Raw genomic sequence first — 13,907 nt, 5'->3', positions numbered from 1 at the left:
CGATCCAGGAGGCACAAGCATGGGAATCTGTAACGGACGCACCGCCATCATCACCGGCGCGGGCGGCGGCCTCGGGCGCGAATACGCGCTCGCGTTCGCGGCCGAAGGCGCGGCGGTCGTCGTCAACGACATCCGTCACGAGGCCGCGCAGGCCGTGTGCGACGAGATCGCACGACGCGGCGGCCGCGCGCTCGCGAATGCCGACGACATCACGCGGATCGACACCGCGCAGCGGATCGTCGATGCCGCGCGCGAAGCGTTCGGCGACGTGCACGTGCTGGTCAACAACGCGGGCATCTGCCGCGACAAGATGTTCACCAGCATGACGGAAACCGATTGGGACGACGTGATGCGCGTGCATCTGCGCGGCCACTTCTGCCTGTCGAGCGTGCTGGCGCGCGTGTGGCGCGACGCCGCGAAGGCCGGTCACGCGGTCGACGCGCGGATCGTCAACACGAGTTCCGGCGCCGGGCTGCAAGGGTCGATCGGTCAGTCGAACTATGGCGCGGCGAAGGCCGGCATCGCGGCGCTCACGCTGATGCAGGCGGCCGAGCTGCAGCGCTACGGCGTGCGCGTGAACGCGCTCGCGCCGGCCGCGCGCACGTCGATGACCGAAGGCGTGTTCGCCGACATGATGAAGAAGCCCGAGGACGGCGGCTTCGACTATTTCGATCCGGCCAACGTCGCGCCGCTCGTCGTGTGGCTGGGTAGTGCGCTGTCGGCCGACGTGACGGGCCAGGTGTTCGAGGTCGCGGGCGGGATGATCGCGGTCGCCGAAGGTTGGCGCACCGGCCCGAGCGTCGACCGCGGCGCGCGCTGGGCGCCGGCCGAGGTCGGCCCGGCGGTCGCGCGGCTGATTGCCGACGCGCGTCCCGCGCAGCGCGTGTACGGGAGCTGACGCATGGATCTGGCGCTCACCGACGAACAGGCGATGATCCGCGACGCGGCGGCCGACGTGCTCGCCGAGCGCAGCGCGTCCGCCGACGTGCGATGCGCGCTCGAGCAATCGGCCGGCCGCGACGACACGCTGTGGGCCGCGCTTGCGGGCGAACTCGGCTGGAACGCGCTGTCGCTGCCGGAGGCGGCAGGCGGGATGGGGCTCGGCGCTGTCGAGCAGACGTTGTTGATGGAGCAGCTCGGCCGGCGCGTCGCGTGCGTGCCGTATTTCTCGACCGCGTGCCTGGCCGCGACCGCGCTGGCGAGCTGCTCCGACGTGCCGCTCGCGACGCGCTGGCTCGCGAAGATCGCCGAAGGTGCGTGCAGCGCGACGCTGGCATTGCCGTTCGAGCTGCCCGCAGGTTCATGGCAGTTGCCGGTCGTCGCGGAAGAAGCAGCGGGCGGCTATGCGTTGTCCGGCACGATCGAACAGGTGATCGACGGCGCGCGCGCCGACCTGCTGCTGATCCCCGCACGGATCGCGAACGAGGGGAAGTCGATCGGCCTTTTCGCGATCGACGTCGCGATGGCGCCCGGCCTGAGCATCGCGCCGCTCGACACGCTCGACGCGACGCGGCCGATCGCGCGCATCGTCCTCGACGAAATCCGCGTGAACCGCGACGCGCAGTTCGCCGGCGGCACCGTTGCCGCGCAGGTGCTCGAACGCGCCGGATGGTTCGCGGCGCTCGCGCTGGCCGCCGAACAGCTCGGCGGCGCACAGCAATGCCTCGACCTGACGCTCGACTATACGGGCCAGCGTGTGCAGTTCGGCCGCGCGATCGCGTCGTTCCAGGCCGTCAAGCATCGTTGCGCGCAGATGATGGTGCTGATCGAATCCGCGCGCTCGGCGGTGCTCGGCGCGGCGCACGCATGGGATGCAGAAGCGGGCGGGGCGGTGCCGGGCGCGGCGTTGCGCGCCGACGTCGCAGCCGCGAAAGCCGCCGCGAACGACGCATATGCGTTCTGCGCGCAGGAAGCGATCCAGCTGCACGGCGGCGTTGGCTTCACGTGGGAATACGACCCGCATCTCTACTTCAAGCGCGCACAGGCGTCGGGCTCGCAGTTCGGCAGCACGCCGCAACTGCTCGAATGGATCGCACGCCATGCGATCGACGGCGACACGTCGCGGCGCGAGGCGGCACTGGCGTCGCCGCAAGCGTCGATGGCCACGCGTCCGTCCGCCGCGCGCACCGGAGCACTCCAATGAACAGCGAAACGCGCGAACAGCAATTGCGGCACGAAGTCGCCGACTGGGTGCAGTCGCACCTGACCGGCGAATTCGCGTGCCTGAAATACCGCGGCGGCCCCGGCGACGAGGAAGCGTTTCCGGAACTGCGCAAGGCGTGGGAACGGGAACTGGCGCACGGCGGCTGGACCGGCCTCGGCTGGCCGACCGACGCGGGCGGCCGCGGCTTCACGGTCGCCGAGCAGGTGATCTTCCACGAGGAATATGCGCGTGCCGGCGGCCCGGGCCGGATGGGCCATATCGGCGAAGGGCTGCTCGGGCCGACGCTCGTCGCGTGCGGCACCGACGACCAGCGCGCGCGTTTCCTGCCCGGGATTCTCGCCGGCACGCAGTTCTGGTGTCAGGGCTACTCGGAGCCGGGCGCGGGCTCCGATCTCGCGAACGTGCGCACGCGTGCCGAGCAGGACGCCGACGGCACCTGGCGCGTGTTCGGCCAGAAGGTGTGGACGTCGCTCGCGCACGATTCCGACTGGATCTTCGTGCTCGCGCGTACCGATCCGGCATCGAAGGGCAACAAGGGGCTGTCGTTCCTGCTGCTGCCGCTCGACCAGCCGGGCATCGAGATCCGCCCGATCAGGCAGCTCAACGGCGGCGCCGAATTCAACGAAGTGTTCTTCGACGGCGCGCGCGCGGCAGCACGCGACCTGGTCGGCGCGCCGGGCGACGGCTGGCGCATCGCGATGACGCTGCTCGGCTTCGAGCGCGGGATGTCGACGCTCGGCCAGCAGATGCAGTTCGTCCGCGAGCTCGAATGGGTGATCGACGCCGCGCGCGAGTCGGGCGCCGATCGCGACCCGGTGCTGCGCCAGCGGATCGGTCGCGCGTGGGCCGGGCTGCGCGTGATGCGCTACAACGCGCTGCGGATGCTGTCGGGCGCGGACGACGCGAACGGCGCCACCGCGCCGCTGCGCCGCGAGGCGCTGATCTACAAGTATTTCTGGTCGAACTGGCACCGCGACCTCGGCCAGCTCGCGATGGACGCGCTCGGACCCCGCGCGAACGTGATCGATCCGGCCGACGAAAAGCTCACCCATCTGCAGCGCGTATTCCTGTTCTCCCGTGCGGACACGATCTACGCCGGCACCAACGAAATCCAGCTCAACATCATGGCCGAGCGCGGGCTCGGCATGCCCAGGGAACCACGAGGCACAGCATGACCGAACCCCAGATCCAGAAAGCGCCGGCCTACGTGCCGGGCCACCAGCTGCTCGCCGGCAAATCGGTGCTGATCACGGCCGCCGCCGGCGCCGGCATCGGCTTCGCGGCCGCGCGCCGCTGCGCGGAGGAAGGCTGCCGCGCGCTGTTCATCTCTGACATCCACGAGAAGCGCCTCGAACAGGCAGTGGAGACGCTGCGCGCCGAAACGGGGCTGCAGCAGATCTACGGCCGCCTGTGCAACGTCGCGGTCGAGGACGACGTGCAGGCGCTCGTGGCCGACGCGCAGGACAGGCTCGACGGCGTCGACGTGCTGATCAACAACGCCGGGCTCGGCGGCGCCAAACGCATCGTCGAAATGGACGATGCCGAATGGTCGCGGGTGATCGACATTAGCCTCACCGGGACGTTCCGGATGACGCGCGCGATGCTGCCGCACATGCAGGCCCGCGGCCGCGGCGCGATCGTCAACAACGCATCGGTGCTCGGCTGGCGTGCGCAGGCGGAACAGGCGCACTACGCGGCGGCAAAGGCGGGCGTGATGGCGCTCACGCGTTGCGCGGCGCTCGAGGCGTCGCCTTACGGCGTGCGCATCAACGCGGTCGCGCCGAGCATCGCGATGCACGATTTTCTGAAGAAGTCGGCTCCGGCCGACCTGCTGAATCAACTGGCGTCGCGCGAAGCCTTCGGGCGCGCCGCCGAAGTCTGGGAGGTCGCGAACGTGATGGTGTTTCTTGCAAGCGATTACGCGTCGTACATGACGGGCGAAGTGCTGTCGGTCAGCAGCCAGCACGCATGATGGAGACGACCCTCGACCCCGTGCGCGCGACGCCCCGCGTGTTCGCGCATCCCGCTGAGCTCGCGGCGGCCGTCGGCGACACGCTCGGCGCGAGCGCGTGGCTCGCGATCGACCAGATCCGCATCGACGGCTTCGCCGACGCGACGGGCGACCACCAGTGGGTGCACGTCGACCCGGTGCGCGCGAAGGACGGCCCGTTCGGCGCGTGCATCGCGCACGGCTACCTGACGCTGTCGCTCGTCAACCATTTCCTGCCGCAGATCGTGCGCATCGACGGCGCGCGGCTCGGCGTCAACTACGGCTGCGACAGGATCCGCTTCCCGGCACCGGTGAAGGTCGGCGCGCGCGTGCGCGGCGTCGGCGAGCTGCTGCGCGTCGAGCCGCTCGACGGCGGCGTGCAGGCATGGATTCGCGTGACCGTCGAGATCGAAGGCGACGCGAAACCCGGCTGCGTGGCCGACACGATCAGCCGTTACTACTTCTAGATTCAGAGAGCCAGCTCATGGAAGACGCAGTCATCGTTTCCGTCGCACGCACGCCGATCGGCAAGGCGTTTCGCGGCATGTTCAACGACACCGAGGCGCCCGCGCTGGGCGGCCACGTCGTGCGCACCGCGCTTGAACGTGCAGGCGTCGCGCCGGCCGACATCGACGACGTGCTGATCGGCTGTGCCGCGCAGCAGGGCACGCAGGGCTACAACATCGGTCGCCTGTCGGCCGCGGCGGCGGGGCTGCCGGCGTCGGTGCCCGGCATGTCGATCGACCGCATGTGTTCGTCGGGCCTGATGTCGATCGCGAGCGCCGCGCGCAGCATCGGCGCGGGCGACGCGCGGATCGTCGTCGCGGGCGGCGTCGAATCGATCTCGCTCACGCAGAACAAGCACAAGAACGGCTACCGCGCGCGTTCGCAGGCCGTGCTTGACCACCAGCCGGCCGCGTACATGGCGATGATGGAAACCGCCGAGATCGTGTCGCGCCGCTACGGGATCTCGCGGGCGGCGCAGGACGAATTCGCGTTGCAGAGCCACCAGCGCACGGCCGACGCGCAGGCGGCCGGCCGCTTCGACGCGGAAATCGCGCCGCTCGACGTGACGCGCGCGCTGTTCGACAAGGAAGGCAACCCGGCCGGTCACGAGGCCGTGCGCGCGGCGCGCGACGAAGGCGTGCGCGCCGATACGACGGCCGAGCGGCTTGCGGGGCTCAAACCGTCGTGGAGCGGCGGCAAGGTCGTCGAGCAGGGCGAGTTCGTGACGGCCGGCAACGCGTCGCAGCTGTCGGACGGCGCGGCGGCGGTGGTCGTGATGTCGCGCGCCGAGGCCGCGCGTCGCGGGCTCGCGCCGCTCGGCACGTTCCGCGGGCTGGCCGTGGCCGGCTGCGAGCCGGACGAGATGGGCATCGGCCCGGTGTTCGCGATTCCGAAGCTGCTGGCGCGCTTCGGGATGACCGTGCGCGACATCGGGCTGTGGGAGCTGAACGAGGCATTCGCGTGCCAGGCGCTGTATTGCCGCGACACGCTCGGCATTCCCGACGAGCGGTTGAACGTCGACGGCGGCGCGATCGCGTTGGGCCACCCGTTCGGGATGTCGGGCACGCGGATGACGATGCATGCGCTGCTCGAGGGCGCGCGCCGCGGCGTACGGCATGCGGTCGTGACGATGTGCATCGGCGGCGGGATGGGTGCCGCCGCGCTGTTCGAAGTCGGCGCGTAACGGCATGTAACCGCGTTCGACGCAGCCGCACCGGCGGCCGGACCGACAGTCCGGTTCGGCCGCCATCCATTCGGAACCATGCGAGGCCGCGGCGACGACCGACGGCCCGGAGACTTGCAGCGGCAGGGCGAGCGCGTCGGCGCGGCCCGGGCCGCTTGCCAGGACAGGAGACAACCGATGAAACGTACCTTGCCAGGACTCGCGATGTCGGCGCTCGTGCTCGGCGCCGCGCTGTTCGCGTTCTCGCCGCGCCCGCTGCCGGCGTTCCCGGTCACCGCGATCCATGCGGACCGCCTGCAGATCAATGGGCTCGCCCGCGCCGGCGCGCGCATCGTCGCGGTCGGCGAGCGCGGCGTGATTCTGCTCAGCGACGATGCGGGCCGCCGCTGGCGGCCGGCGTCGGTCACGCCCGACCAGGGCTCGACGCTCACGCAGGTGAGCTTCGTCACGCCGACGCTCGGCATCGCGGTCGGCCACGACGGCCGGATCGTGCGCAGCGACGATGCGGGCGTGCACTGGCGCGAGGTCCACAGCGACAACGCGCATTCCGATCCGCTGCTGTCCGTCTGGGGCAGCGCGAACGGCGCGCTGTTCGCGGCCGGCAGTTTCGGCCAGTTGCTGCGCTCGGACGATGCCGGGCTCACGTGGCAGCCGCTGAAGACGCCGGCGGGCGACCGCCACCTGAACGCGATCGTCGGCGACGGTCACGGCAATTTGCTGATCGCAGGCGAGAGCGGCACGCTGCTGCGCTCGACCGACAACGGCGTGACCTGGGACAAGCGCCCGTCGCCGTACGCAGGCTCGCTGTTCGGCGCGCTGATGCTCGCGAACGGCGACTGGATCGCGTACGGCATGCGCGGCAACGTGCTGCGCAGCACCGATCGCGGCGCGACCTGGACGCACGTCGACAGCCACGTGCCGGTGTCGTACTTCGGCGCGACCCAGCTTGCCGACGGCGAGCTCGTGCTGGTCGGCCAGGGCGGCGCGATCGTCGCGTCGCGCGACGGCGGCCTGACCTTCGACGTGCGCAAGCTCGGCGGCGTGCAGAGCCTCGCGGCGGTGCTCGACATGGGCCGCGGCGCGCTGCTGCTCGGCGGCGAGGCCGGCGTCGCGCCGCTCACCGCGTCGCCGTCCTGATGCGCGGCGGCGGCGCTTGCCGCCGCCGCGCATCCGTTCGCGTCGCTGCGCCGACCCGTACCGCCCGCATCGTCCGTCCCGTCCGTTCCGACCCGAGAAATCCATGAACGACCTGTCACGCCCCACCGAAGCCGTTCCCGCATCGCGCCTCGCCGCGTTTGTCGAGCGCTGCGCCGACACGATCATCCGGCAGCGCCGGCTGCTGATGCTGCTGTGCATCGCGGCGACGCTCGCGCTCGGCCTGTCCGCGACGCGCCTGAAGCTCGATCCGGGCTTCAACAAGATGATTCCGATGCAGCACCCGTACATGCAGGTGTTCGAGCGCTATGCGGGCGCGTTCCCCGGCGCGAACACGATCCTCGTCAGCCTGCGCTGGAAGGGCGACGGCGACATCTACAACCAGACGTTCATGGACGCGCTGCGCCACGCGACCGACGACGTGTTCTTCATCCCCGGCGTGAACCGCTCGCGCGTGTTCTCGCTGTTCACGCCGAACGTCCACTACACCGAAGTGACCGAGGCCGGCTTTCGCGGCGACGTGGTCGTGCCCGGCCAGTTCTCGAGCGCGAACCCGGACGATCTCGCGAAGGTGCGCCGCAACGTCGCGCGTTCCGGGCAGATCGGCCGGCTGGTCGGCAACGACCTGAAGTCGGCGCTGATCCGCGCGGAACTGCGCGAGACCGATCCGGCCACCGGCAAGCGGCTCGACTACAGCGCGGTCGCGCGCCAGCTCGAGGAAATCCGCGCGCGCTACGCAAGGCAGGGCATCGACGTCAACATCATCGGCTTCGCGAAGCTGGTGGGCGACGTCGAGGCCGGAATCGCCGGCGTGATGGCGTTCTTCGCTCTGGCGTTCCTCGTGACGGCCGCGCTGCTGTTCGCCTATACGCGCTCGCTGAAGACCACCGTGCTCGCGCTCGTCGTCGCGCTGCTGCCGGTCGTCTGGCTGCTCGGCGCGCTGCCGCTGCTCGGGCTCGGCATCGACCCGATGTCGATCCTCGTGCCGTTCCTGATCTTCTCGATCGGCGTGTCGCACGCGGTGCAGATGACCAATGCGTGGAAGCAGGCGCTGGTGCGCGGCGCGTCGTCGGTCGAGGCCGCGCGCGACGCGTTCCGCAAGCTGTTCGTGCCGGGCACGGTCGCGCTGCTGACCAACGCGCTTGGCTTCATGGTGATCATGCGGATCAAGATCGACATCGTGCGCGAACTCGGCATCACCGCGTGCCTCGGCGTGCTGCTGATGATCGTCACCAACAAGGTGTTCCTGCCGATCCTGCTGTCGTACACGCGCCTCGAGCGCGGCACGCTCGCGCGTGCCCAGCGCACGGCGGCGGCCGGCGGCAGCGGGAAGTGGTCGCGCTTCGCGGTGTTCGCGCGGCCGGCGCCGGCGCTCGGCGTGTTCGCGGTGGCGCTCGCGCTGCTCGCATACGGCACGCTCGAGTCGCGCAAGCTGGAGATCGGCGACATCGGCACCGGCGCGCCGGAGCTGCGCGCGAACTCGCGCTACAACATCGACAACGCGGCCATCACGCACCAGTACAACATCGGGGTCGACGTGCTGTCGGTGATCGTCGAGACGACCGGTTTCGACGATGCGTGCCTGCATTACCCGGTGATGAGCGCGATCGAGAAGTTCGAGATGAACATGCGCGGCGTGGCCGGCGTGCAGTCGGTGACGAGCGTGTCGTCGCAGGGCAAGGTGTTCATCGCCGCGTTCAACGAAGGCAACCCGCGCTGGGCCGCGCTGCCGCGCTCCAGCGACGGGCTCACGCAGGGCTCCAATGCGTTCGATCCCGACAACGGGATGAACACCGCGAACTGCAAGGCGATCCAGGTGCTGATCTACACGCAGAACCACGAAGGCACGACCATCGCGCACATCGTCGACGAGATCAAGCGCTTCGCGGCCGAGAACCCGACGCCGAACGTCGCGTTCCGGCTCGCGGGCGGCAACGTCGGCGTGATGGCCGCGACCAACGAGGCGGTGGGCGACGCGGAGATCGCGATGCTGCTGTCGATCTTCGGCGCGATCGCGCTGCTCTGCGCGGTCACGTTCCGCTCGTGGCGCGCGGTGCTGTGCATCATCGTGCCGCTCACGCTGGTGTCGATCCTGTGCAACGCGGTGATGGCGCGGCTCGGCATCGGGCTGAAGGTCGCGACGCTGCCGGTGATCACGCTCGGCGTCGGGGTCGGCGTCGACTACGGGATCTACCTGTACGAACGCCTGCAGCACGACATCCGCCAAGGCGCGACGCTGCCGGACGCATTCGCCGACGCGATGCGCCAGCGCGGCACCGCGGCGTTGTTCACGGCGGTCACGATGTTCATCGGCGTCGGCACCTGGGCGTTCTCCGCGCTGAAGTTCCAGGTCGACATGGGCGTGCTGCTCGCGTTCATGTTCCTCGTGAACCTGTTCGGCGCGGTGTTCCTGCTGCCCGCGCTGGCCGCATGGCTCGGCGTCGAGCGGGCGGAGCGCCGCGTGTCGCGCGAGCCGCAGCCGGCGTCGCCGCAGGCCGCGCCGGCCCCCGCGCTCAAGCCGACACACACGCTCGAACCCGGCAATCCGGTGCGCTGAGCGACGCAACCCCCGTTACCCCGGTGCGCGGCGGGCCGCCGCGCGTCCCCCAAAGAGGAGTCAACCCACATGTCCGCACGCCCTTACAAGATCGAAGCCCAGCCGCTCGCGCAGCGCTATGCGCGCGGCTGGCACTGCCTCGGGCTCGCCCGCGACTACAAGGACGGCAAGCCGCACACGCTGAACGTCTTCGGCCGCAAGCTCGCCGCGTTCGCCGATTCGACCGGCAAGATCAACGTCGTCGACGCGTATTGCCCGCACATGGGCGCCGACCTGAGCCTCGGCACGGTCGAAGGCGACAATCTCGTCTGCCCGTTCCACGGCTGGGCGTGGAACGGCGACGGGCAGTGCGCGTCGATCCCGTACTGCAAGCGGATTCCGCCGAAGGCGCGCATCGGCGCGTGGCCGACCTGCGAGGAAAACAACCTGCTGTTCGTGTGGAACGATCCGGAAGGCAATGCGCCGCCGCCGGAAGTCGCGATTCCGCGCCTCGACGTGTGCTTCTCCGGCGAATGGTCGGACTGGGTCGTCGACAAGATGGTGATCCAGGCGAACTGCCGCGAACTGGTCGACAACATCTCGGACGTCGCGCACTTCGCGACCGTGCACCACGCGCCGATCGACTATTTCGCGAACCTGTTCGAGGATCACAAGGCGACGCAGCTGATGGTTGGCCGCAGCGAGAAGCTCGGCGGCGACAGCCTGACCGCGTTGTCGACGTATTTCGGGCCGGCCGTGCACATCACGCAGATGACGGGGCAGAGCGGCGGACAGCCGATCCATTCGGTGCTGCTGAACTGCCACGTGCCGATCGACATGAACAGCTTCGAGCTGCGCTACGGCGTGATCGTGAAGAAGGTGGCCGGCCTGAGCGACGCGCAGAACATGGAGATCGCGAACGCATATGTGAAGGAAGCGCAGCGCGCGTTCTACGAGGACGTCGACATCTGGCACAGCAAGACGCGCATCGACAACCCGCTGCTGTGCGAAGGCGACGGGCCGCTGTACCAGATGCGCGACTGGTATTCGCAGTTCTACCTGGACGCGGCCGACGTGCGGCCGTCGAGCGTCGCGCGCAAGACGTTCGAAATCAAGATCCGCGACGGTGCGGCGCCGCCGGCGCTGCATCACGTGTTCGAGCCGCGGTGACGGGCAGTAACGGCGAAGCGCGGCGAAAATAGGGGGCGCATCGTTTCGTGTCCCGATCGCCGCCGACGCCCGCCAGGCAAGGCGCGCGCGCCGCCGCGCGCCTGCAACGCTTCGAAAGAGCTTGACGGATCGGCCGGCACCGCGTAGTGTCCGAGACCGAAGTCTTCAAGAAGTTCGATTGCTCATCATTGGCCGCACGGCGTGCGGCAGTCGTTGGTCTCTCCCTCTTTTGATTCTTTCTGTGCCCGTCACGGGGCGCATGTTCAATTATTCGTATTAAGGAAGTATTTGTGGATACCGGTACCGTCAAGTGGTTCAACGAAACCAAGGGCTTTGGTTTCATTTCCCCGGACAACGGCGGCGACGATCTGTTCGCCCATTTCTCGGAAATTCGCGGCACGGGCTTCAAGACCCTGGCCGAAGGCCAGAAGGTCAGCTACGAAGTGAAGCGTGGCCCGAAGGGTCTGCAAGCGTCGAACATCACGCCGCAGTAAGCCGCTTCGGCACCGGCCGTCGAATGGCGGCCGCTGCCGGTCGGATTTCGCGCGGAAGCCGGCCCGAGCCGGCGTCCTGCGCGTTTCGACGCACACGACCGATGCATCGCGGAATTCACGATGCATCGGTCGTGTGCTTCCCTCATCCATCGCAGGTCCGTACGACGTGCGATCCAACGCCCTCGCGACGCGCTCGCCGCATCGCCAGCGGCCCATGCTTCAACCCGAGTAGACCGTCGCCATGCCGCACGCGGCGCGGTCCCGACTTTGCGCGGTGCCGATCGCATCGCCGCCACCGACCGCCCGACCGCCGCATTGCGCCGGGCTCCGATTGCAAGACGGGCGCGTCGCCCGTCTGAACGAATTGATCCCCGGCATCCCGCCGGCCGCCGTCCCGTTGCGGGGCACGGCGCCGGTGAGTTCGCCGCGGCCGCGGTCATCACCTTGTCTGGAGGAATTGGTTTGGCAAAAGAAGAACTGCTGGAACTGGACGGAACCGTCGACGAAGTGCTGCCGGACAGCAAATACCGTGTCACGCTGGAAAACGGCGTCGTGGTCGGCGCGTATGCGTCGGGCCGCATGCGCAAGAACCACATCCGCATTCTCGCGGGCGACCGTGTGACGCTGGAACTGTCGGTGTACGACCTGACGAAGGGGCGCATCAACTTCCGCCACAAGGACGCGAATTCGCCGCGTCCGCCGCGCAGCGGGCAACCGCGTCGCTAAAGCAGTAGCGATCGGGCAGCGCAACGCCGCACCGATCGAAATCCGTCCGGCCCGTTCATGCGGCCGGGCACACCGGATGGACGGCGCGGTTCGCGCCGTTCGACGGTCGCCGGCGGCGGGGCAGTGCCGCGGCGGCCGAGGCCGCATTCTCTCCGGTCGAATCGCCCGATTCGTCTCGTTTTCCCCGCACTCGCCGATTCGCCGCGCATCGCTTTTCCGTCCCACGTTGGTCGTCGGCTGAATGCACGCGTCTTGCCGCGCGCCGTAACCGGCTTTACGCGCGGGCCGGCGTAGCCGTACACTCGTCGGCAATTCGCGGCCCGCGCACGTTGCAGCGCCTTTCCTTTCAGTTTTTTTGCGTGCCGCCGCGATCGTGCCAGCCGGATATCCGTCGCGCGACGCCAGGAGGCGCCATGAGTGCAGACGCAACCCCCGCAGCTCCTTCCGTTCCCGCAGTTCAGTCGGTTCAGGACCGCATCCGGCACGTGTTCGTGCTGATGCTCGAGAACCGCTCGTTCGACCATCTGTTCGCGCTCTCGGGCATCGCCGGCATCACGGCCGCGACGCCGGGCGACAGCAACGCATACGGCGGCACCGTCCATCCGTTCGGCGGCGGCGCGCCCGACCGGATGCCGACCGATCCGTGCCACGAATTCACCGACGTGCTCGAACAGTTGTGCGGCGCGGGCGTGCCGTTCGTCAAAGGGCGGCCTTATCCGAGCGTCGACAATTCGGGATTCGTGTCGAATTACGCGACGTCGCATTCCGAAGGCACGCCGCCGCAACCGGGCAGCGTTGGCGCGATCATGCAGGGTGTGGATGTGCGCACGCAGGCGCCGTCGCTGTATGCGCTCGCGAACGCGTTCGTGCTGTGCGACCGCTGGCACGCGTCGATGCCGGGGCCGACCTGGCCGAACCGCTTCTTCCTGCACGGCGCGTCGTCCGCCGGCCTCGACCATTCGCCGACCCGCGAAGAAATGGCCGGATGGGATACGTTCGACGGCTTTCCCTATCCGAAAGGCTCGATCTTCGCCGCGCTCGGCGACGACAACTGGCGCATCTACCAGGACCAGTCGGGCGATCCGCTCGGCCACGTGCCGCAGGTGGCCTCGCTGAAGGGCGTGAGCTTTTTCGACGTCGACGATCTGGCCCACTTCGAAGCCGATCTCGCGGCCGGCTATACCGCGCGCTACACGTTCATCGAGCCCGGTTACGGCGACATCGTGCACGGCACCTACCAGAACGGCAGCTCGCAACATCCGATGGACGGCCTTGCCGGCGGCGACCAGCTCGCCGCGCGCGTGTACGACGCGATCCGCAATTCGCCGGTGTGGGAGCACAGCTTGCTCGTGATCGTCTACGACGAGCACGGCGGCTTCTACGATTCGGTCCGGCCGGGCGCGGCGCCGCCGCCGAACGACGGCGCGGCCGCGACGCTGAACGCGAGCGGTTTCGGCTTCGACGTGTATGGCGTGCGGGTGCCCGCGATCGTCGTGTCGCCGTGGGTTGCGGCAGGGCACGTCGATCACACGCCGTACGATCACAGCTCGGTGGTCGCGACGCTCGGGCGCCTGTTCGGTCTTGCGCCGCTGACCGACCGCGATCGCGCCGCGAACGACCTGCTGTCGCTTGTGACAACGACCTGCCGCACCGACTGCCCGACGAGGATCGGCTCATGAACACGACTTCGGCGACGGACCCGCGCGATGCGCTGCCCGTGCGTGACGGCACCAGCCTGATCGCGTATCTGCACATCCTGAAGAAGGCGCATGCGGCGCTGGTCGGGCATGACCACGCGCATCGGCGGTTCAGCGAGATCGTCACGCGCGGACAGGCGCGGCAGTACATCGAGGAGCTGATGCCGACGCTGCTGCAGGCGCGCGCGGCGCATCGACGACGCAGGCATGGCGGAAAGCACCGCTGATGCGGTGCGTGGGTGACGGCTGACGGCAACGGGGCGCATCGCGCCCCGGTCCGCAGAT

The 13,907-nt window shown here is 69.2% G+C and carries 13 protein-coding genes; all 13 read left to right on the top strand.

Features of this window, described 5'->3' with window-relative positions:
- Nucleotides 1-19: 19 nt before the first annotated feature.
- Nucleotides 20-898, top strand: coding sequence for an SDR family oxidoreductase (locus WS87_RS23585; protein ID WP_059537721.1), 879 nt, complete (start codon nt 20-22; stop codon nt 896-898).
- 3 nt (nt 899-901) lie between these two features.
- Nucleotides 902-2,143, top strand: a complete 1,242-nt coding sequence (locus tag WS87_RS23580; RefSeq protein WP_059819176.1) for an acyl-CoA dehydrogenase family protein — start codon at nt 902-904, stop codon at nt 2,141-2,143.
- Nucleotides 2,140-3,339 carry an acyl-CoA dehydrogenase family protein gene (locus WS87_RS23575; protein WP_059819175.1) on the top strand — a complete coding sequence of 400 codons (1,200 nt, stop codon included), beginning with the start codon at nt 2,140-2,142 and terminating at the stop codon, nt 3,337-3,339. Before WS87_RS23580 ends, WS87_RS23575 begins: the two co-directional genes overlap by 4 nt.
- A complete protein-coding gene (locus tag WS87_RS23570) occupies nt 3,336-4,136 on the top strand; it encodes an SDR family oxidoreductase (RefSeq protein ID WP_059819174.1) in 801 nt (266 codons plus the stop codon). Before WS87_RS23575 ends, WS87_RS23570 begins: the two co-directional genes overlap by 4 nt.
- Nucleotides 4,136-4,621 (top strand): MaoC family dehydratase, encoded by a 486-nt coding sequence (locus WS87_RS23565; RefSeq protein WP_059537737.1) that lies wholly within the window; start codon nt 4,136-4,138, stop codon nt 4,619-4,621. The genes WS87_RS23570 and WS87_RS23565 overlap by 1 nt, the downstream gene beginning before the upstream one ends.
- Nucleotides 4,622-4,638: 17 nt before the next feature.
- On the top strand, nt 4,639-5,844 hold the full coding sequence (locus tag WS87_RS23560) for an acetyl-CoA C-acyltransferase (protein WP_059819173.1): 1,206 nt from the start codon (nt 4,639-4,641) through the stop codon (nt 5,842-5,844).
- Between the two features lie 177 nt (nt 5,845-6,021).
- The gene (locus WS87_RS23555) at nt 6,022-6,981 is read left to right on the top strand and encodes a WD40/YVTN/BNR-like repeat-containing protein (protein ID WP_059819172.1); all 960 of its coding nucleotides are present in this window, start codon (nt 6,022-6,024) and stop codon (nt 6,979-6,981) included.
- Between the two features lie 103 nt (nt 6,982-7,084).
- The gene (locus WS87_RS23550; RefSeq protein WP_059819171.1) at nt 7,085-9,556 is read left to right on the top strand and encodes an efflux RND transporter permease subunit; all 2,472 of its coding nucleotides are present in this window, start codon (nt 7,085-7,087) and stop codon (nt 9,554-9,556) included.
- 69 nt (nt 9,557-9,625) lie between these two features.
- Nucleotides 9,626-10,705 (top strand): Rieske 2Fe-2S domain-containing protein, encoded by a 1,080-nt coding sequence (locus tag WS87_RS23545; protein ID WP_059819170.1) that lies wholly within the window; start codon nt 9,626-9,628, stop codon nt 10,703-10,705.
- Between the two features lie 290 nt (nt 10,706-10,995).
- Nucleotides 10,996-11,199, top strand: a complete 204-nt coding sequence (locus WS87_RS23540) for a cold-shock protein (protein ID WP_006751843.1) — start codon at nt 10,996-10,998, stop codon at nt 11,197-11,199.
- Between the two features lie 462 nt (nt 11,200-11,661).
- Nucleotides 11,662-11,925 (top strand): translation initiation factor IF-1, encoded by a 264-nt coding sequence (gene infA / locus WS87_RS23530; protein WP_059819169.1) that lies wholly within the window; start codon nt 11,662-11,664, stop codon nt 11,923-11,925.
- Between the two features lie 413 nt (nt 11,926-12,338).
- Entirely contained in the window at nt 12,339-13,604 is a 1,266-nt protein-coding gene (locus tag WS87_RS23525) for an alkaline phosphatase family protein (protein ID WP_059819168.1), read from the top strand.
- Nucleotides 13,601-13,849, top strand: coding sequence for a hypothetical protein (locus tag WS87_RS23520; RefSeq protein WP_059691331.1), 249 nt, complete (start codon nt 13,601-13,603; stop codon nt 13,847-13,849). Before WS87_RS23525 ends, WS87_RS23520 begins: the two co-directional genes overlap by 4 nt.
- The last annotated feature ends 58 nt before the right edge of the window (nt 13,850-13,907 follow it).

It is taken from the genome of Burkholderia sp. MSMB0856, from assembly GCF_001524645.2.
In the GTDB taxonomy this organism is placed as follows: domain Bacteria; phylum Pseudomonadota; class Gammaproteobacteria; order Burkholderiales; family Burkholderiaceae; genus Burkholderia; species Burkholderia diffusa.
The sequence above is the reverse complement of the archived record's forward strand: the minus strand, read 5'-3'. Positions and strand labels throughout refer to the sequence as shown.